20 protein-coding genes are annotated in these 19,743 nt (G+C 41.2%); 11 read left to right on the plus strand and 9 right to left on the minus strand.

The annotated features are described in order from the left end of the window. Positions 1 to 195, plus strand: a 195-nt coding sequence (locus tag AC6RV6_RS15820; protein WP_500241838.1) for a hypothetical protein, incomplete at its 5' end; no start/stop codon positions are given. 59 nt (positions 196 to 254) lie between these two features. Continuing rightward, positions 255 to 1,427 carry a hypothetical protein gene (locus tag AC6RV6_RS15825; RefSeq protein ID WP_500241839.1) on the plus strand — a complete coding sequence of 391 codons (1,173 nt, stop codon included), beginning with the start codon at positions 255 to 257 and terminating at the stop codon, positions 1,425 to 1,427. 25 nt (positions 1,428 to 1,452) lie between these two features. Here AC6RV6_RS15825 and AC6RV6_RS15830 read toward each other — a convergent pair whose 3' ends face one another. The 5 genes from AC6RV6_RS15830 to AC6RV6_RS15850 all read right to left on the minus strand — a co-directional run bounded on the left by AC6RV6_RS15830 (position 1,453) and on the right by AC6RV6_RS15850 (position 8,586). Beyond that, a complete protein-coding gene (locus AC6RV6_RS15830) occupies positions 1,453 to 2,262 on the minus strand; it encodes a phosphoadenosine phosphosulfate reductase family protein (RefSeq protein WP_500241840.1) in 810 nt (269 codons plus the stop codon). 104 nt (positions 2,263 to 2,366) lie between these two features. Then, complete coding sequence (locus tag AC6RV6_RS15835) at positions 2,367 to 5,843, minus strand: hypothetical protein (RefSeq protein ID WP_500241841.1); 3,477 nt, start codon at positions 5,841 to 5,843, stop codon at positions 2,367 to 2,369. Between the two features lie 10 nt (positions 5,844 to 5,853). Continuing rightward, the gene (locus AC6RV6_RS15840; RefSeq protein WP_500241842.1) at positions 5,854 to 6,765 is read right to left on the minus strand and encodes a DUF4007 family protein; all 912 of its coding nucleotides are present in this window, start codon (positions 6,763 to 6,765) and stop codon (positions 5,854 to 5,856) included. A gap of 96 nt (positions 6,766 to 6,861) precedes the next feature. Then, positions 6,862 to 7,698, minus strand: a complete 837-nt coding sequence (locus AC6RV6_RS15845; protein WP_500241843.1) for a DUF4007 family protein — start codon at positions 7,696 to 7,698, stop codon at positions 6,862 to 6,864. 123 nt (positions 7,699 to 7,821) lie between these two features. Continuing rightward, on the minus strand, positions 7,822 to 8,586 hold the full coding sequence (locus AC6RV6_RS15850) for an N-acetylmuramoyl-L-alanine amidase (RefSeq protein ID WP_500241844.1): 765 nt from the start codon (positions 8,584 to 8,586) through the stop codon (positions 7,822 to 7,824). A gap of 336 nt (positions 8,587 to 8,922) precedes the next feature. Between AC6RV6_RS15850 and AC6RV6_RS15855 the strand changes: the two genes are divergently transcribed. Beyond that, on the plus strand, positions 8,923 to 9,489 hold the full coding sequence (locus tag AC6RV6_RS15855) for a glyoxalase-like domain protein (protein ID WP_500241845.1): 567 nt from the start codon (positions 8,923 to 8,925) through the stop codon (positions 9,487 to 9,489). A 118-nt stretch (positions 9,490 to 9,607) separates the two neighbouring features. After that, complete coding sequence (locus AC6RV6_RS15860) at positions 9,608 to 10,294, plus strand: hypothetical protein (protein WP_500241846.1); 687 nt, start codon at positions 9,608 to 9,610, stop codon at positions 10,292 to 10,294. A 240-nt stretch (positions 10,295 to 10,534) separates the two neighbouring features. Here AC6RV6_RS15860 and AC6RV6_RS15865 read toward each other — a convergent pair whose 3' ends face one another. Further along, entirely contained in the window at positions 10,535 to 11,350 is an 816-nt protein-coding gene (locus tag AC6RV6_RS15865; protein WP_500241847.1) for a Cof-type HAD-IIB family hydrolase, read from the minus strand. A 76-nt stretch (positions 11,351 to 11,426) separates the two neighbouring features. Between AC6RV6_RS15865 and AC6RV6_RS15870 the strand changes: the two genes are divergently transcribed. The 4 genes from AC6RV6_RS15870 (at position 11,427) to AC6RV6_RS15885 (ending at position 15,431) form a co-directional block, all read left to right on the plus strand. After that, the gene (locus AC6RV6_RS15870; protein WP_500241848.1) at positions 11,427 to 12,332 is read left to right on the plus strand and encodes a cation diffusion facilitator family transporter; all 906 of its coding nucleotides are present in this window, start codon (positions 11,427 to 11,429) and stop codon (positions 12,330 to 12,332) included. A 29-nt stretch (positions 12,333 to 12,361) separates the two neighbouring features. Beyond that, on the plus strand, positions 12,362 to 12,940 hold the full coding sequence (locus tag AC6RV6_RS15875; protein WP_500241849.1) for a Uma2 family endonuclease: 579 nt from the start codon (positions 12,362 to 12,364) through the stop codon (positions 12,938 to 12,940). Between the two features lie 85 nt (positions 12,941 to 13,025). Continuing rightward, positions 13,026 to 13,400, plus strand: coding sequence for a hypothetical protein (locus tag AC6RV6_RS15880; protein WP_500241850.1), 375 nt, complete (start codon positions 13,026 to 13,028; stop codon positions 13,398 to 13,400). 9 nt (positions 13,401 to 13,409) lie between these two features. Beyond that, a complete protein-coding gene (locus tag AC6RV6_RS15885; RefSeq protein ID WP_500241851.1) occupies positions 13,410 to 15,431 on the plus strand; it encodes a caspase, EACC1-associated type in 2,022 nt (673 codons plus the stop codon). Between the two features lie 189 nt (positions 15,432 to 15,620). On the opposite strand, the gene AC6RV6_RS15890 is transcribed toward AC6RV6_RS15885, so the two are convergent. The 3 genes from AC6RV6_RS15890 to AC6RV6_RS15900 form a co-directional block, all read right to left on the minus strand. Continuing rightward, positions 15,621 to 15,845 carry a ferredoxin family protein gene (locus AC6RV6_RS15890; RefSeq protein ID WP_500241852.1) on the minus strand — a complete coding sequence of 75 codons (225 nt, stop codon included), beginning with the start codon at positions 15,843 to 15,845 and terminating at the stop codon, positions 15,621 to 15,623. 64 nt (positions 15,846 to 15,909) lie between these two features. After that, positions 15,910 to 16,485, minus strand: a complete 576-nt coding sequence (locus AC6RV6_RS15895) for a Uma2 family endonuclease (RefSeq protein ID WP_500241853.1) — start codon at positions 16,483 to 16,485, stop codon at positions 15,910 to 15,912. Next, positions 16,448 to 16,582 (minus strand): hypothetical protein, encoded by a 135-nt coding sequence (locus AC6RV6_RS15900; protein ID WP_500241854.1) that lies wholly within the window; start codon positions 16,580 to 16,582, stop codon positions 16,448 to 16,450. Before AC6RV6_RS15900 ends, AC6RV6_RS15895 begins: the two co-directional genes overlap by 38 nt. Positions 16,583 to 16,724: 142 nt before the next feature. Here AC6RV6_RS15900 and fba point away from each other — a divergent pair, with 142 nt between their 5' ends. The 3 genes from fba (at position 16,725) to AC6RV6_RS15915 (ending at position 19,730) form a co-directional block, all read left to right on the plus strand. Then, positions 16,725 to 17,804, plus strand: coding sequence for a class II fructose-bisphosphate aldolase (gene fba / locus AC6RV6_RS15905; RefSeq protein WP_500241855.1), 1,080 nt, complete (start codon positions 16,725 to 16,727; stop codon positions 17,802 to 17,804). A gap of 106 nt (positions 17,805 to 17,910) precedes the next feature. Beyond that, positions 17,911 to 18,819: a 2-keto-4-pentenoate hydratase gene (locus tag AC6RV6_RS15910; protein WP_500241856.1), complete on the plus strand. Its 909-nt coding sequence runs from the start codon at positions 17,911 to 17,913 to the stop codon at positions 18,817 to 18,819. Positions 18,820 to 18,986: 167 nt separating this feature from the next. Further along, complete coding sequence (locus tag AC6RV6_RS15915) at positions 18,987 to 19,730, plus strand: Uma2 family endonuclease (RefSeq protein WP_500241857.1); 744 nt, start codon at positions 18,987 to 18,989, stop codon at positions 19,728 to 19,730. Positions 19,731 to 19,743: the final 13 nt, after the last annotated feature.

Below are 19,743 nucleotides of genomic sequence, written 5' to 3' on the forward strand. Positions count from 1 at the left end.
ATTGGTACACTCATTGCTGCTACTGTACCTCATGAATTAGGGAATTGCTATATAATTGCGAAGGAATTCAATGAAATAATCTCAAAAGAGGAGGAAGAAAAAAGAATCAACAGCATACCGAGATTTACACAATACGTAAAACAAATCAAGCAAATAGAATCTGTCTTTGTTAATGCTAAAGGAGCTAAAGCATAATGTTGTCAAGTCGTATTAATTGGAAATTCGCATTACTCAAAAAGGATCCATTTTCGATAATGCCTCCTCGTAACCCAAAAGACGCTGTTTGGGCTGGATTTAAAGAGCTAAAAAAGCAATTTAATGATTTGTTTAGCGAATCTTTTACGAATGAAACTACACAAGTTGTTTTAAATTGGGGGAGATATGGAAGTGGTAAAACACATTCTGCAGTCTACTTTCGCGATGAAGAGCATTTTGAATTTTTAGGTGAATCAAAAATCAAGAAACCTTTTGTTTTTTATATTCAAACACCCAAAGAGCCTAGTGAATCCGACCTTATTTTATATAGAGATTTTATCGAAGCAATTAAATTTAAAACCTTTAGGAATGTCGTCCGCAACCTTATAAACAAACATGGTAAAGAAGAAACAAAAGAAATACTTCAAGAACTTACTGAAAGCGAAGCTCTTGGAAAAGCAGTATGGTTGCTAGGAATGGAGAATAATCCTTCCTCTACTCAATTATCACTTTTTGACGAAAGCAATAGTTCAAATGAATGGAATAGGCTATTAGAATCTTATTTTGTTTCTTCTACTAAACCCACAAAAAGTGAATTGAAAGAACTTGGATTAAGTCGAGGAGTAGAAACAATACAAGATCGTTTTAAAGTTTTAGGAACTTTACTCCAATGTTTAATCGGATTAGAACCAATAGAGGAAATCGAGCAACATAATAGAGTTATTTTTTGGATTGATGAGCTAGAAACTTTAGTGTATTATCCATCTAAACGATATTATAGCTTTACACAAGGTTTACGTGAGCTAATCGATCGATTACCTCATTATTTTACATTGATGTTGAATATTACTCTCGCTTCTCCAGAAGCGTTTGAAGATGCAGAAATTGCAATGGGTCAAGCTCTTTTAGATCGCGTGACCCATAAACTATATTTACGCGAACCAACTCAAGATGAAGCTTTTGAATATATTAGCGAATTACTCAATATATATCGAACAGAAGATCCTCAAAAATATAATTTACCCAATGTTTATCCTTTTGATGAAGAGTCACTTACTATTTTAATCTCAACCCTACCAAGTTTAACACCAAGAAAGCTCAATCAGCAATGTTCTGCGATTATAAAAAAAGCGATGAGTGAAGGTTTTATTACAGAAGCAAAAGACAAACTTATAGATAAAGAATTTATCGCTAAGATAGAACAAGAACTTCTTGAAGATGAAATCGATTAAAATTCTTTTCAAGAAGAGTTGATAATTAAAGATGACAAACAAAACAAGGCAAAGTTGTGTCTTCTTCATCTAAGACAGATTCTAAAACTTCAGTCAAAGATTGGTTTTGTAATCTTTGTTTCTCTCGATTCATGGCTGTTTCATGTTTTGCAATAATCTCATCTTTCCGTGAAAGTAGCGCTAATAGCGTTTCACCTTCTGTCCAAGTGTAACTTCTTCCATCTTCGTGTTTTTGTTCGTATTCAACCGCTTTAGCAAAGAGATCGGGATGTTCTTGCGCTAACATGACCCATTCGTATTTTCGCTGAAAGAAGCAGAAAAAGCAACCCGATCGCGATCGCCACCGGTAATAATTCGGTAAACCAATGCCGCTATTTTCCAATAACTTCATAATATCTGCTTTAACCAATCCCCATTGCTGAAATGGAAAAACGGGTTTGATATTGGGTTTGGTGGAGATATAACCCTTGCGATTTTCGTCAGCACGAATCGCAATATAACTCACTGTTTCGTCATCCCCGACAAATGCTTCAAGGGGTTTTATTTTCATCTGTCGCGTACACCAACGACTTTGAGGAGAAGGTAAATAACCTCCGTAAACTTTGAGCCAATGATCGAACCCTGTATTCGCACTCAAATACTCGATTTTAATACCCAAATACGCCTCAATTCGCTTGAGATAATCATAAGTTTCGGGTAACTCTTTATGGGTATCGCAGAAAAAATACTCAATATCGAGATTGGGATATTTATCTTTTAATAAGATAGCTAACGCCGTGCTATCCTTACCTCCAGATAACCCTAAAATATGCCTGATTTTCTTTTGTTCTGTCATTTTTATTATTTGTTAATTTAACGAATTTTCACAAACATTTACAAAACTCATTCCCAATATTTTTACAATACGAAATATTTCATTTTGCCTGTTCGATCGCAATCCTATAGCGATCTCCGATCGCTTTCATCTTGTTGCTCATTTGTTTTCTTCTCCTCTATGCAAACGACATTTTCAGCATTACGGAAACCCAACACTCTTTCTGTTAACTTAGCAACAAAAGCCTGCTGTAATTGCCAATTATCCCTTAAAACTGACCTATTTAAGATATCTTCGACCAAATCTTCTAATGTTACCTCTGAATCTAATGGAATCCAAACCATTTGGTTTGTCTCTTTTCCATTGGGACGAGTTAAAGTAATGAGTCGTGCATCAAACCCTTGGTTATTCCCTCGTGCATCCATACTTGCTTTCAATGCTTCTAAGTTCTTAAATTTTCTCGCTAGATCGCTGAGTTTTATCTCAAATGCGGTTACATCTTCATCACTCCAAGATTGAGGTTTTTTTTCCTCAATTATTCTTAAGATTTCCTCTAACCACTCGCGTTCATTCAGTTTCTTATCCATTGCCGCACCCACAAACCGATTTAATAGAGGCTGAATAATTTTTCCCATTAACTTACTGCTGCGAAAATAAAGATCGTCCCGTAAATTGTCCTCATCCTGACGCAATCTAAACGCTTCGTAAAGTAATCCCCGACAAGTCTTTAAATTCTCATCGTAAGCACCCTGTAATTCCCGAAACGATTGTCCGAGGTATTTTCGCAGAGTTTTCGCCATTGTCCCATTATCTGCTTCTCCCATCCCAATTGGCGGCAAATCGCAAGCAACGGGCAATGAATTGAATAATAAGTCATCTGGTTCTCTCGTTTCTTGCAAAGCGCGTAAAATCTTTTGCGATCGCAAACTCACTTTCTGGGTTTTCTGCGTATATTCGGGAAGTTGACGCGCAAATTGTAACAACGGTGTCACCACATTTAACAATGTTGTATTGCGACTTCCTTTGGGATATTTTCGCGGTTGAGAAAGTACCGATTCGAGTTCCTTAAATACTTGCGATCGCAGTCCTGTCACGGCAAAATATTTCACAGCAAACCATGAGGGGTATTTCACCAATAACTCAAAGTGTTCGACTTCTAAAACAGGAATAAATGTGCCTTCTTTATACACAGCTACATCATCTGTATAATGGCTTAAGACCGCCGCCAAAAATACAGAAATTGCTCCACGTTTCATCCCGTAAGGTGTTGCCATTAAATGGCGATCGAGTAAGTCTAAAGTTTGTGGTTTATCGATCGCCGATACACAAAATTTCTCAATTGTTTGCCAAATTTGTAACACTCCCGATGCTTCCGCAGGCCGATAAAATCCCCATTCTCCTTTCAATTGACGATGAATTCCTGTCTCTAATAAAATAGAAGAATACATACTCACTTCAGGTCCGTATCCTTTCAATTCCAAGCGTTCTCGATCTGGATATTTTAACATTGCTTCCAATAATTGTCGCCGCGCCATCGATCCTTGAGAAGTTAACTCGCGACGATTAATTAACTCATTCCAAAGTCGAGGGGTTTGAGAATAAATGCGATCGCAAACCATCGATAATTGAGTTTGTAATCCTCTCACGCTGTTGATTTTTTTCTGTTCTCCTTCAATCCAACAAACTTGCGATCGCATTAACCCAAATGTACGCTTAATACTCTCATTTAATAACTTTTGTGCTTGACTCAAACGATAATTAACTTCTCGCCTTGCTACTCCATCGGTTTGTAATTGAGAAGTACTATTTTTAATTTGTTGTAATGCCGAGAATTCTAACGAATGAATCCGCAATGTTCCCAAATTTAGACCGCAAAGCAAGATTAATGGTTTACCATCTATTGTAAATTTCGGCACATCCTGCGGTAAGTCCTCATCCAACCAATAGAGAATTAAACCATCGCAATCGACATGACAAGATAAATCTCGAACATCTTGAGATGATTCCCAATAGCGTCGTTCAAAATAACGCAAAGTTCCCGTGATATAACTGTGACGCTGTACGACTAAAGGAGAGAGGGGATAAAAGCGATCGAGTAATGTAGAAAGAAGCGATCGCTCTTTTTCAAGAATACTCTCAACTTCCGCATCGACATTAAAATCAGAACCTTGCCAAATTCGCAACTCATCTAAAGTTTTATAACAGGTAATAATCCCTCGCTTCAACAAGCGATCGATGATTTTGTCCCAATGTTCTTTTTCTTCACTATGAGGCGAATCACATAACGCCAATGTTACCAATTTTCGCGTTGCTTTAATCGCATTGGTAGTTCCCAATAAATTAAATGCGCCAATTGTTTTTAAAACTCGCAAACTATCTTCTTCTAAATGACGAGCATCTGCAATTAAACCATAAATTTCTACCCAACGACTTTGATGAGGACGCGAGCCAATTCCTAAACCAACAGCTTCAATAAAATAGTCATAAATACGATCTATTTTTAATGTCGGTATAATGTCATGATTTATTTCTACTTCCTGTAAAAAATTAGCAAAAGAGTAAGGTTCATTGCTAGTCAAAAAAGTGAATAAAGAGCGATCGTTTTGACCATAATATCTACAGAGTAAAGGTAATGCTAAAACTGCAAGGGGATGTAATGGATAAATTGCTGCTAATTCTTCTCGGGTTAAATCTTCTCTAATTTCTGCTAAAATTTCAAACCATTCGTCATTGGCAGTAGGGATGTTAAATTTAACGTCTCTACAGATTGCTTGACTAATTAATCGAACTGTCTGTGAAGGAGAATCAGCAAATGAAATATCTTCAAAGCGATTATTAATCTTAATCCATTCATTTCGTCTAACCGTTGCTAATCTCTGACCGTATTCAGAAAAGGCTTGATGTAAAAGAAATAATAAATAAATAGGAGATTCTGAATTATACGAAGATTCTGCTAATTGTTGTAATAAATATAAATCTTCTGCACCTTCATTATATGCTGCATATTCTAGGTTTTTCCCCAATTCATCGATAATAATAAATATTCCTGTTTTTGCGCTTTTTTGTAAATCTTTAATTAACTTAGTGAGGTTAAGACGATCCGGGGGATTTCCAGACTCAATTCGTTCTTGTAACTCTAATATTTCTTTAGCAGCTTTCGACTTTTTTTTACCTTGCCAAAATTCGTTAATTCCTCGGACAAGAGCGCGAAGAATCGTGTTTGCAATCGGTTCTCTTTTTGCCGTCGCGATCGCACGAATTAATCCTGTTTTGGGAATATTTGACCCAATACGTTCACTAAACTCTGCTCCAGCAACTTCTAATGCTACTCTGCGTAAATCTGTATTTTTTCCAGCAATTAAAGATCCTAAAAAGTGAGCAAACGATGATTTTCCCGTCCCGTAAACGCTGGTTAATATCCATGCACGATTTGCGTCTGGATTGCCCAAACTTGTTAGGATTCTTTGCAATACATCCTGCGATCGCTCGGTTATGATATATCCTTCCAGCATCTCTACGCGATCGAAATCTCGCTCCAAATTGATAGAGCGGGAATAACGACGCTTAACGCTAAAATATTGAGACAGTTTACAAGGCTTCATCGATACGGATTTATTGATAATACTTCTCTAGAATAGCGCTTGCGAGTTCATTTGGATCGTCTTGAAAAGAAAATTGAATAATTCCCGCCGTATCGCTAAGATTGAGCGTTTTTGGCCATGAAGGCAAAATATCCTCGATCGCATTATAAATCGCGCTTTCTGGCAATTTAAAGACTAATCCCGGACTGCCGAGTTCATAGCTTAAACTCGATAAAGAGATTGTTTTTTGTTCTCCCTTATATTTTGTGAACTCCAAGCAAGCAGCGACAATAACTTCACTCGGCAAGCTCATTTTAGCACCAATTTGAAAGCTGTACTGCTGGATTTCTTCTCCTCGTTGAATAAGACCCAATTGAGCAAAAGGACAATCAAGGGAATCTTCTGAAACTGTTGATTCTCCTCTCGATTCTACATACATTCGTAAAATACAAGTTAAATCTTTTTTCAGAGAACTCTCAGCAATATTTTTACCACCCTTTTTGGTATATTCCTGTAATTCCTGAAACAAGTCTTCATTCTTAAATTCAATCCCTCTAAACAAATTAAATGTAAAATACCAAGCAGCAGCCTCACAAGTGGGTTTTAGTAAATACCAGTGTAATAACCATAAAGAAGCCGGATCTTCTAAAAAAGGATCCCACCCTTTGTCATCTAGCAATTTTTCTCCAAAAATACTCGGACGATCTTCTTCCAAAATTTTAAATGCACGACACCAATAACGGATCGATCGCACCATATTTTTTCCCACTCCTAACATGACAGGTGCATTATTTTCTAAAAATATTTTAGGATTTTCTTTGGCTTTATCATAACCTTTTTTCAACCAACCAAAACGCGGATGAAATGTCTCGTGACGTGCAAATACTAAATCGACAGGAGGTAATGGAGGTAGTTGAAGTCCAGAAATTGATGGCGTATTCATTTCTATAATAGTTGTGTTTCCTAGCACAGAGAGAAGGGAAATAAGATCGCTCCTGAATCAGATTTTAAATTATTTTCATTTTGCTAATATAACATATTAAGTTGTATAGGCTTTCTCCAATAGAGCGAGAGGATCGTCCCAACGGCGAACAATCTGTTCGGGAGGAACAGTGCGCCGTTGTTCTACGATCGCTTTGGTTTCCAATTGAGTCACGTACCTTTGTAAAACTTCTGATTCAATGTTGAGAATGGGGCAAAGTCCGTAGGGTTGCGAAAGGATTTTTTCTGTGAGAATGGAAGTGGTTGCCGAGAAATCTCGTTCCCAAAGTCGAGCGAGAAAGTAGCCAATGAGATAAATATTGGGGAGAGTTGTTTGATTGATTTGATATTGATTGGGTTGTACGAGAGAGAGCAATTGACAGCGAGAAAGTGGAGAAGAATTATCTGTATAAGTTCTCATCAGAGTACGAAGAATTGTTTTCACAGTTTTGCTATTTGTTAGCTCAAAATTTGCCTCGCAAGCCTGAAAGAAATCCTCGAGGGTAAAAGTAGAGCGATCGCGCAAAAACTCAAAGATAAAATACGTCCATCCTCCCCATTCTGTAGCACTTTGAGGGGGCATTTGCAAGCCATTTCCGCCAAAACAGAGGTAAAAGTGCATTAACCAAGCCGTAATGGGAGATTCCAGATAGCGATCGCACTGCATGACAATTTTACCCTCTGGACTGAGGTAATTATTGCGGACCAAACCCGAACGAATTGCCCAGCTTTTCATCCGCGAGACCTTGGGACCGCCTAGATTCGTGCGTTGGTATAATTGCTCATTAGAGCATTTTAAACCTTGCGCTTCTCCTGCTGCGTTGAGAACTTTGCTCAAGTCTTCTCCTTTGGGGAGAAAATGTCCGTAAAAGCCGAGTTGTAGTTTGGGCATCATTTTTCTTTGTCCTCAAAGGCGATCGCTGCAATTTAGCTTACAAAAAAATATTACCAATTCGCAATTGCAAATTGGTAATAAGTGCAAGTATGAAAAAATTGGACTGATGAAAACAGAAATCGCTTAATTATCTTTGACAATAACTTCAGCGTGTTCCTCAAAGATAAAATGCTCCTCTCGATTTCCTTTGCTTTTATTCGACCATTTGACCCAATAATGTCGCTCTTCTCGACGAAAATCGAGAACGGGATACTCTCCGGGAGCGATTTCGATTAATGTGTCTGGAGATAATTCCGATGATTGTTCGGTAGAGGGTTTGAGGAGGGTTTTTTGCGTAATTTTTAACGTTCCCGGTTGTACGACCGAGGTATCGTCAGCCTCGCCAATTAAGCCAATTTTAATCGCTTCGGCCATTTTTTCGGCATTGAACAAATTCATGTCTGCTTGAGAATCGATAAAGCAACATTCAATTAAAATGGCGGGCATTGAGGTATGTTTGATGACAAAGAAACCTGTATTTTTGACCCCTCGGTTTTTAAAACCCAGCTTAATAATTTCACTGAGAACCGGTTGAGCGATCGCTTTTGAGGTATTGCTCATCGCATATATTTCCGCTCCCATTGGTTTAGTGGTTTTAAAAGCTGCATTAAAGTGAATAGAAATGAAAAGATCGACTTGGTTGGCATTGGCTTTATTCACTCGTTGTCGGAGAGAATTTCCGACTGATGATGCGGTACTCGGCGTACAATTAATGACGCTGTGACCGGCAGTAGATAGTTTTTGCATTAAATAAGAACCAACGGATTTCGTTAAATCATCTTCTTTTTTTATACCCACTGCACCTGTATCTGGCGAGCAGTTGTGTCCCATATCAATACCAAATTTCATGTTAAGTCTCCTTTTCTAAGAATTTCTGTTAAGGCTATATAAATAATGATTCTAGCGGCTGTAATTTTAATCTGATGGAGCAGGCAAGAAAATTTTACAAATATTTCGGCTCTCATTCGGACTCAAAAACTCACTAAGGCGCAACAAAACAAAGATTTTTTGCGAGTTCATTGCCCAGACTGAACTCTCTCACTTTATTGTTGTTTACCGATCGAAATTTTATATTCTTTTTAATTCCTCATTCCCTTTTGCCCAAAAATTGCGTAGAATTGGGAGCGTTAAAAAATAGCTAAGATAGAGAAAAGCGATCGCCGTTGATGATAACTGATGATAACTATGGTTTTACACTTTCCCGTATTGGGCGCATTTTTCCCCGGATTGGATAGCTTGTTCTCCACGCAGGGCATTATGGTCATGTTACTGGTGGGATATGCTGCTGCCATGTGGATGTTTCTTACGAGCGCCCCGAAAGTTTATACGGTGATGGTTTCAGATTTGCGCGTGGCGAAGGAATTTTACGAGGGATTGTTAAGTTTGCCTGCTGCTGATGTTCCTCTGCATTACTATTATAACTACGAGCAAACAATGGGGGCTGCAAGCATCGATCCGCTTTATATGTCGGCGACACCAACCGCAATGGGATCCCCTGTGGGAGGGAATGGAGGGGAAGGATTATGGTATCAGTTGAAAAAAAATACCCAGTTACATGTTATTTCTGGGGCGAGTTTTGGGCAAAAAAATCGTCAGCGTCACGTTTGTTTCGATCGCGAGTGTTTGGATGCCATTCTTTTACGCATTCAATCTCGTCGCTTGCGGTTTAAAATTCTCAATAAAAAGCCGCTCAATTTTTTAGTCAAAGACATCGAGAATCGCACGATTGAAATCGCAGAAGTTTCTAATTAAAGGGCGTAAGGCATAAATTTTGTTGGATTCTTATTCTCTCAAAGCATTGCTACAAGAGGAGCTATATACAGTCATTGTTTGCAATGAGCTAAAGAGTCAATATACTTTTAAAAACGCATTGACTAATGCAAGTACAGTTCCTGTTTATCGCGTTAAATTATCGTTTCCTATTGTTTATCGTTGTGCGATCGCCAAACAAATTTCTGCCCGATCTGAAGAATTTGCCAGTAGAATTGTTAAGAAATTGAAGGAGAATCAGAGATTTTCTGTAGAGATTGCGCGATCGCCTTGGATTGATTTTCGTTTCAGCGATCGCACTTTGATGAATTGGTTGGATGCTCTCATAAAACTGCATTCTCCCTCCCTGTTACAGTCAGCTTCTTCTCATTTCAATTTATATCAATACGCTCACGCTCGTTGTTTATCTTTGCTATACTCTGCTTCGAGGGATGGCTTAATTAGCTTGCACCCCGCGCAAAAATCTTTATCTTGGCAATGGTGCGAACCGAGATCGATCCCGTGGTTAGGCGCTTGGCAAAGTTGCTGGCAACATCCGGCTGAAATAGCACTGATTGCAGAGTTTATCGATCTTTGCGATCGCACCAAAGGAAATAACGCAGGACGTTGGGAAAAACAGGCATTAAACCTCAGTCAGAAGATTTTAGATTGCGATCGCGCTTGTCAAATTTGGGGACAACCGTTAGACATCGCTAGGGCAAGATTAGGATTAATGGCTGTCGCGCAACGAATCCTTGGTTGGATATTGCAAGAAAAATTAATGGTAACTCCGTGGTTAGAATGCTAATGTTAGAGTTTACAAAAAGAATTTTCGACCGGACAATCACAAATAAGGAATTCTTATTTTGAGTTGACACTACTAAAAATCATAGGTATTCTAAAGCGGTGTGAGGAGCGAACCAGTTAAGAGAACCGAGACGAAACACGGCAAGTCATCGGTTCTCTTTCTGATTGAGGAAAGAGGCGAGAGGGAAGAGATACACGCTGAAAAATCTTCTTGGGGACGATGCTCTCTCGATCGCAACAATTAGAGTAAAAACTTCGCGATCGCGGCAGCAACGCCATCTTTATCCACAGGAGGAGCAACCCATTGAGATACTTTTTGGACTCCGAGTGGAGCATCTCCCATCGCAATCCCTAATCCGACGGCTTTAAGCATTTCTAAATCGTTATAATTATCGCCGATTGCCATAACATTATCGAGAGAATAGCCGAGAATTTCTTCTGTTAAAAAACGCAATGCCGTCCCTTTATTAACGTGGGGATGAGTTGCTTCTAAAAAATAGGGAGAGGACTGGGTTAAATATAATTCTGAAGGCGAATAACGATCTTTGAGTGCGGTTGTAATTTCTTGAATAGCATCGGTATCCGGACTTAACGCTAAAACTTTCGTGGGAGGATTGTTGAGTAATGTTCGTAAATCTCCCGTGACATGGGCTTCAATACCCGAACGGACGCTATATTCAACAGTATGAGGGGTGGATTCTCGCACGTAGAGGCGATCGTCCCAGTAGAAATGAACGTCAAGGCGATCGCGCCATTGGGGGTGTTCGTAATAGTCTAACAATTCCCCCGCAGATTGAAGGGATAAGGGGCTGTGACGGAGAATTTCCCCAGTTGTAGGATTTTGAATCCACGCGCCATTATAGGCAATAATAGGCAGTTGTGCGCCGATCGCTTGGTGGAAGCGCAAAGCCGAACGATACATTCGTCCTGTGGCGATCGCAACCTGAATGCCCCGGTTTTGGGCTGCAGCGATCGCCGTTGTGACTGCTGCGGAGACTTGATTGGATTTCCCCGCGATCGTACCATCAACATCTAAGGCTAGCAAACGAATTCCCATTATTGAGTTCCTAGTGAGCGCCGCATCAATTCTAATTGTAAAGTTTTAAGGATGGTTAAAGACGATCGCGAACGGGATGAATGAAGAAAAAAATGCTTATTTTGTCAGTCGCTTGGTATTGTTGGCGACGTTGTGGTTAATGGGTTTGGTCTTTTGGGTGAAAGTGTCCGTCGGCTGGGAAGCGCAATCCTTGGGACTCTTGGTACAATGCTTGCATACTCTGATTATTTGTTTTAATGCCCTGTTGGGGTTCTTAGCCGTTATTGGTCGCGATCGCCCAGATGGACGGGAAATTTACGGTCATGGGAAAAAAGAAGTGTTGCTGACGTTTGTTTTGGTTGCAGGTTTGGCGATCGCTTCTTTTCTATTTTTCGAGATGTTAATCCCTCAATTTCAGGCAGCGTTAAAACGAGAAACCCTGCCTTTTGCTTTAGAAATTTCAATTCCGGTTCTACAATTTCTCGGTTTTGTTTCTTTACCTATTCTCGGAATTGCTGTTTTTTCTCTCTATCAAGCCAAACGTTTAGAACACGCTATTCTCGCTTTTAATGCCAATCAATTGTTTAAAGAAGCAGGTTTAACCTTATTGGTGTTTGCAGGGCTGTGGGGAGTTTGGTGGGGAGAACCGTTAATCGATTTGTTTTTATCAATTATTATTTATATTTTGGTTTTAGATGAATTTTGGCAGGCGATCGCGTGGAATTTGCCTTTAATGGTCGAACAAAATGCGATTTCCTCGGAAGCGATCGCCGCGATCGCCAAAAGCGTGCGAGGGGTTTCTCATTGTTATCGAGTCCGCGCCCGAGGCATTGTAGGACAATTTGTTTATATTCAAATGCACCTTATTGTAGAACCGCGTTATGAAAAAGCAACCACGGGAATTGCCCGCAAAATTGAAGAAGCCTTGCGGTTGAGATATGGGTCTTTGCAAGTGACTTTTTATATTGATGCAGAAGCAGGGCAATCGGGAGTTTTGCGGTGAAAGATTGTTTCTCATTTATACTAAAATGAATGCTTTTCTGTCATATTATGGTGCAAACTTCTCCTCAAATTGTTTCTCTCAAAGATTTTCTGGCAAGTTCGGAAAGTCACGAATCTTACGAACTCATCGATGGAGAATTAATTGCCAAAATGCCTCCTCAACGCTTTCATTCTAAAACTCAACGGGCTTTATTGCATTATTTGGAAGACTGGGGAGAGTCGCGAGGAGAAATCGGGATTGAGTGGTGTGTCACTTTACAGAGACGGGGACAAGACTGGGTTCCCATTCCCGATTTACTTTTCGTGCATAGCGATCGCCTCTCGCGAGTTTTGGGAGATGAACCTTGTCCGATCCCTCCCGATCTGGCGATCGAAATTATTTCCCCGGGTCAAAGTTTTGGAGGAATGGCAGAAAAGGCAACGGATTATTTAGCCACAGGGGTTTTGCGGGTTTGGGTGGTGGATCCTCAATCTCAAAGTATTACGGTTTTTGCACCGGATAGTTTACCCGTGACTTATCGCGGCGATCGCATTCTTACGGATGAAATCTTACCGGAATTTTCTTTAACGGTGCGATCGCTTTTTGCGAGTGCAGGAATTGGTACTTAGAGTTTAAAAATAATAAAGAACAGTTAACAGAATGGATTCAAGGTATTTATAATGGATGATGTCAAGGTTAAATAAATATATCAGAATGTCCGAACAGACTTTTTCGATCGCGATTGTCTTGTCCGATTCTCAGTTAAAAGATGAGGCGTTACAAAATGCAACGGAAACGCTGCGATCGGATTTACAAGCAGAAGAAGGAGTGGAAGCGGTTGAGTTTATCCCTATTGAGACTGCCGATCCGAACGCAAAAGGCATTGGTGGATTTTTGTTAGGTCAACTGCAAGCTTCCATTACTGTCAAGTCTCTCAAAGCAGTGGTACAGTCTCTCGGAAATAATCTTTGGGGACGCACTGTTGAGATTAAAGCAGAAGGAAATGGGAAAAAACTGGAAGTTAAGCTCAGTCGCCCGGAAGATATCGATAAGGTGCTGCCACAAATTGATGATTTTATCAATAGTTAGGGGACAAACGTGGTTAAGATTGCTTTATTGGTGGGAGTGAGCGAATATCAAAAACCTTTTCATCCTTTGCCCAGTGCGGTGAAGGATGTGGAACAATTGGCGGCGGTTTTACAAGATAAAGATCTGGGCGGTTTTGATGAGGTTACGCCCTTAATTAATCCCGATCGCATGAAGTTTGAAACGGCGATCGATGGACTATTAGCCAATCGTCAGACTGACGATCTGGTCTTGTTTTATTTTTCCGGTCATGGGGTCAAAGATCGCAATCGCAATCTGTATTTTGCTACTCCTCAAACTCAGAAAGAAGCACGACGAGGCATTAATCCGGTTACGGCAGTATCGGCATACTTTTTGCAACAGCAACTAACGGACAGTTCTTCAGAACGAGAGGTGGTCATTTTAGATTGTTGTTATAGTGGGGCGATCGCGAAAGGATTGACGGCAAAAGATGATGGTGAGATAGATATTCAAGCAGAGTTAGGAGGAAGAGGACGAGCTATTTTAACGTCTTCTTCTGCGATGCAGTCGTCTTTTCAACAGGATGAATCTCAACTTTCGATTTACACGCAATATCTCATTGCAGGAATTGTTACGGGAGTTGCTGATATGGATGGAGATGGGAAAATTTCTGCACATGAGTTACATCATTATGCGTTGCAAAAGGTGCAAGAAGCGGCTCCGGCAATGACTCCACAGTTTTATCCTGTCGAACAAGGGTATAGAATTTATATTGCAAAAGCACCGCAAGATGACCCCAAGGTCACTTATCGCAAGCGAGTACAAAATATTGTTAATCAAGAAAAGGATGAGATTGATTGGGAAACGGGAAAGTTAGACGATCTGAGTCGAATGTTTTTAGATGAATGCTGCCGAAAATGGGGAATTTCTTCTGAAGAGGCAAAACAGATCGAACAAGAAATTAAACAGCCGTTACGTCAACGTTTTCAAAAACTTAAGCGTTATGAGTCTGCTTATCGGAAAGCTCTTCAAAGTGCCTTTCCTGTCAAGGAAAAGCATCGTCAGCGACTCAAAGATTTTCAACAATTATTAGAACTGAGAGATGAGGATATTTTACCCATTGAAGACCGATGGACTCCCACTGAAACACTTCCCTCTTTTAATTTTGAAGTGGTAACGGTGAGTGCAAAAGGAGAAATAGTTAATAAGGAAAAGCGATCGCAAAACTATCGTCGAGAAGACTTGGGTAAGGGTATCACTCTTGATATGGTTGCTATTCCTGAAGGAAAATTTCTGATGGGAACCGAAGAAGAGGAAATCAAAAGATTGTGTAAAAATTTCAATTGGGAGGGTTTTCAACGGGAAAGTCCTCAGCACAAAGTTGCGGTACAATCCTTTTTTATGGGAAAGACTCCTATTACCCAAGCACAGTGGCGAGGAGTGGTGACGCAAATAGAAAAGATAGAAAGAGACCTTAATCCCGATCCCTCCAGTTTCAAGGGCGATAATCGACCGGTAGAGAACGTTTCTTTGTTCGATGCGATCGAGTTTTGTGCCAGACTATCGAAGCTGACGGGACAAAACTACAGGCTACCTAGTGAGGCAGAATGGGAATATGCTTGTCGTGCAGGGACGACAACGCCATTTCATTTCGGGGAAACGATAACAACAAACTTGGCTAATTATAATGGCAATTACACTTTTGCTAACGAACCTAAAGGGAAGTATAGAGAAGAAACGACTCCAGTAGATGAATTTGCCTATCCGAATGCCTTTGGTTTGTACGATATGCAAGGAAATGTGTGGGAATGGTGTTTAGACCCGTGGCACGAAAATTATGAAGGAGCGCCAAGGGAGGGGAAAGTGTGGGATGAGAATGAGAATGATTATCAAAACTTGTCTAAAAATCTCAAGAAGTTATTAAACAAAAACATTCGTACCAGTCTGCGGGGCGGTTCGTGGAACTACGATCCTCACTACTGCCGCGCGTCTCTCCGCTTCTATCTCACCCACGATAGCCACTTCAACGATCTCGGGTTTCGCGTTGTGTTTTCCCGCGTTGCAGGACTCTAACCCTCTGCCCTTTTTTCCGTCGTTAGGTGGATCGCGCTAAAATAGAAGAATACAAATATTAAGTTTTGTTACAAATGAAATGAATTAGCCATTTCATGTTAAGAATAAATCCCAAAAAAGCGATCGCAATTTAACTCAACGTTTCGCGATCGCTCTTTTGAGGAATGTATCGAGCGATCGCCTTCAATGTTACGGTGTTTTCTGCAAATCTGAGCGTTCTTCCGGTACAATTGCACCCTCAATGGGGCAAACTTGCAAACAAATCCCACAATCGATACAAGTTTCAAAATCAATCCAAAACCAATCCATCCCTTTAACATTTTTACCGGGTCCAGGGTGAATGCAAGCGACAGGACAAGCATTAACGCAATCCGTCACGCCTTCACAAACTTCTGTAACAATAGTGTGGGGCATTTTTAATTTTAATTTCTCAAAACCGATCTTTAATTATTATTGTAAAGGGAGTTGCGATCGCACCTTAAAAAATTTCTGCCAACTCGAAAACAAATCCCGGTAAGATATCTTCTCCCGATACCGTTTCCGGAGATTCTAAAATTTCTACTTCACCACCAGGTCGATAAATTTCTACGATTTGCCGTTGAGGATCGATTAACCAACCCAATCTCGCCCCATTGTCAATATACTCGCGCATTTTTGCTTGAATGCGATCGAGGCGATCGCTTGGGGATCTCAACTCCAAGACAAAATCGGGACATAAGGGAATAAATCGTTCCTGTTGCTCGGGGAGAAGAGAATGCCATCGTTCTGAAATGACCCAAGAGACATCGGGCGATCGGGTTGCACCATTGGGCAAGATAAAGCCTCCAGAAGAATCAAAAACTTCTCCTAAATGCGTTTGCCTGTTCCAACGAACCACTTGATAGTTAATGCCCGAGTTCCGATTGCTCGTTGTTCCTCCAGTCGGTGACATAATAATAAGCTCTCCCGTTGCACTGCGCTCAAACTGTAAATCTCGATGTTTCTGACAGAGGGCAAAGAACTGCTCGTCACTCATCTCAATTTCTAACTCTAAGGGTGAGGATAATTGAACCATAATCTTTGAACCATTCGCCAACACAATTATTATACCGATCGCCCTCGCAGATCGCGATCGCACCCCCAAAAGCCTTAATCTCCCTGATTTTCCTCATCTCCCCACTCCTCCCAAAGTGGGAAAGCGAAAAACAATTTAACAAAAAGCTAAGAATTATCTTAAGATTAGGGCAGTAAAGAAAATTTTTTGGTAATAGATACCAAATTTAAACCCTCAAACAAAAATTAGGAGGATATTTTATGGCGCTCGTACCCATGCGGCTGCTCTTAGATCACGCGGCTGAAAACGGTTATGGAATTCCGGCTTATAACGTCAACAACATGGAGCAAATCCTCTCCATCATGCAGGCTGCTGAAGAATCCAACAGCCCCGTTATTCTGCAAGCCTCTCGCGGCGCTCGCAAATATGCGGGTGAAAATTTCCTGCGCCACTTAATCCAAGCAGCAGTAGAAACCTATCCTCATATTCCCATTGCCATGCACCAAGACCACGGCAATGCGCCCTCTACTTGCTACACGGCAATGCGCTACGGTTTCACTAGCGTGATGATGGATGGTTCCTTAGAAGCCGATGCAAAAACTCCTGCTAGTTTCGAGTACAATGCTAGCGTTACCGCCGAAGTGGTTAAAGTTGCTCACTCTATTGGAGTCAGCGTTGAAGGCGAACTCGGTTGCTTGGGTTCTCTCGAAACCGGAATGGGCGAAAAAGAAGACGGTCACGGTGCTGAAGGCGTATTGAGCAAAGAACAATTGCTCACAGACCCCGATGAAGCCGTTGAGTTTGTCGAACGCACTCAAGTCGATGCTTTAGCCGTTGCGATCGGTACTAGCCACGGAGCTTACAAGTTTACTCGCAAGCCGACGGGTGAAATCCTTGCCATTAGTCGCATTGAAGAAATTCACAACCGCTTGCCCAACACTCACTTAGTGATGCACGGTTCTTCTTCCGTTCCTTCAGATCTGATTGATATTATCAATGAGTACGGCGGCGCAATTCCTGAAACCTACGGCGTACCAGTTGAAGAAATTCAAAAAGGAATTAAGAGCGGCGTTCGTAAAGTGAATATCGACACCGATAACCGTTTGGCGATCACTGCGGCTATTCGTAAAGCGGCTTTTGCAGATCCCAAGAACTTTGACCCTCGCCACTTCCTTAAGCCTTCCATCACCATGATGAAAGATGTCTGCTTGCAACGTTATGAAGCCTTTGGTACAGCAGGAAATGCAACCAAAATCAAGCAAGTAACTTTGGATGAGTACGCTCGCAAGTATGCTAGCGGTGAATTGGCAGCTACAGTTAAAACGGCTGTTGCAGTTTAACAGTTATCAGTAAACAGTTATCAGTTAAATCCTGTTTACCGATCGCATTAAGTTTAAAAAGAGGCGTTTCTCAACGTCTCTTTTATTGTTTTGGAAGTTGAGCCACATGAGAAATAATGGTCAAGTTCGCCGATATCTTTTTTCTTTCTTGGTATTGGGTTGGATCGGTTTAAGTCTCAAAGCGATCGCGCATCCGGAAAGTTGCGATCGCGAAGTATTTGCCACTCGTTATGTCGAATCTTATTTACAAGCAATGCCTCTAAATGCAAAGGAGGTGGAGGAAGCGATCGCTAATCTAGAAACGCTTTCAGAAGCAGAGTGCCAGCAAAGAGAGGCGATCGCATTGTTAAGCGAAGAAAAGGGAAATCCTATTGGTTATAAAATTGCTGCAACGAGTCAAAAAGTACAGGAGATCGTGGGCAGCGATCGCCCTCTCGTCGGGATTTTACTTGAGGAAATGCTGCTGGAAAATGGGGCAACCATTGCCGTCGCTTCTGGGGGAAATTTAATCTATGAAGTGGATTTTCTGGTTACGGTTGGCGATGAAGGCATTAACGAAGCCAAAACGATCGCTGAAGTGGCGGCCAATCTTAAAAATATTATTCCCTTTATCGAAGTTCCTGATTTAATGTTACCGCGAGGAGCAAGATTATCGGCAGAATTGCTCGTGGCGATGAATGTTGGCGCAAGATGGGGGGTAAAAGGAGAGGAAATTGCGGTGCAAGCAACTCCTGAATTTCTCGAGGCGATCGCCAATATGAAAGTGATGCTAGAAAATGGAGAAGGAGAGATTTTAACTGCAGCACGAGGCCGGGATATTCTCGGACATCCGTTTAATTCTGTTCTCTTTTTGCTGACACAGTTGCGCGATCGCGGACAACGATTAAAAGCAGGGGATGTGATTAGTTTGGGAACTTTTGGACGCTTTCATTTTGCTGCACCGGGAGAAGCGGGAATTGCACGTTATGAAGGATTTCCGGGGGGCGATCGCGAGGTGCGGGTTTTCTTTGAATAGCGAGAGGAAATGCGATCGCGGTGAATTTTGCCTCAAAAAGAAACAAGTGTATTAAAATAAGGTAGATTGAGGAAATTGATCCCCCAAATCTATCATAACCAACAAAGTAAGGTTTCAAGCCTCCCGCTTTAGCAATCGGTACTGTTCATTGATAACTGTTCATTGAAATGACTCTTGCACCTCTTAAATCCCCGATTATTTACCCAGAACCGGACGGAGAACCAATGGCAGAAAGCGATCCCGCTCGCGATTATTTGGTTTATGGTGTTGAAGCACTTAAGTTCTATTTTCGAGATCGGGAAGATGTTTATGTTTCCGGCAATCTTTGGCTTTCCTATAAACAAGGCGTTCCCGATGCAGTAGTTTGCCCTGATGTTTTCGTGGTCTTTGGGGTAGAAAAACGTCAGCGCAGAAGTTACCGAGTTTGGGAGGAGAATGGGAGAACGCCAAATTGGGTGCTAGAGGTGACTTCTGCGAGTACCCACAATAAAGACGAACAAGATAAACCCACCATTTACGCTCAAATGGGGGTTGCGGAATATTTTCAATACGACCCTACGGGAGATTATCTCGATCCTCCTCTCAGGGGACGGCGTTTGGTCGGAAATCGCTATGAACTGCTAACTCCAGAACGCTTAGAGGACGATTTGCTTTCTTTCTCTTCGGAAGTTTTGGGATTGGAAATGCGATCGCTTCGGGATGGTCGGTTGCGGTTTTTCAATCCTCGAACGGGGGAGTATTTGCGGAGTCCGGCTGAGTCAGAACGAGAGAGAATAGAGGAGCGAGAACGAGCAGAACGAGAGCGAGAACGAGCAGAACGAGAGCGAGAACGAGCAGAACGAGAGCGAGAACGAGCAGATCGCTTACAACGCTTGCTCTTAGAGAATGGCATCGATCTTGAAGAAGAATAAGGCAATGGTTTCT

The organism is Spirulina sp. LEGE 11439 (assembly GCF_059821285.1).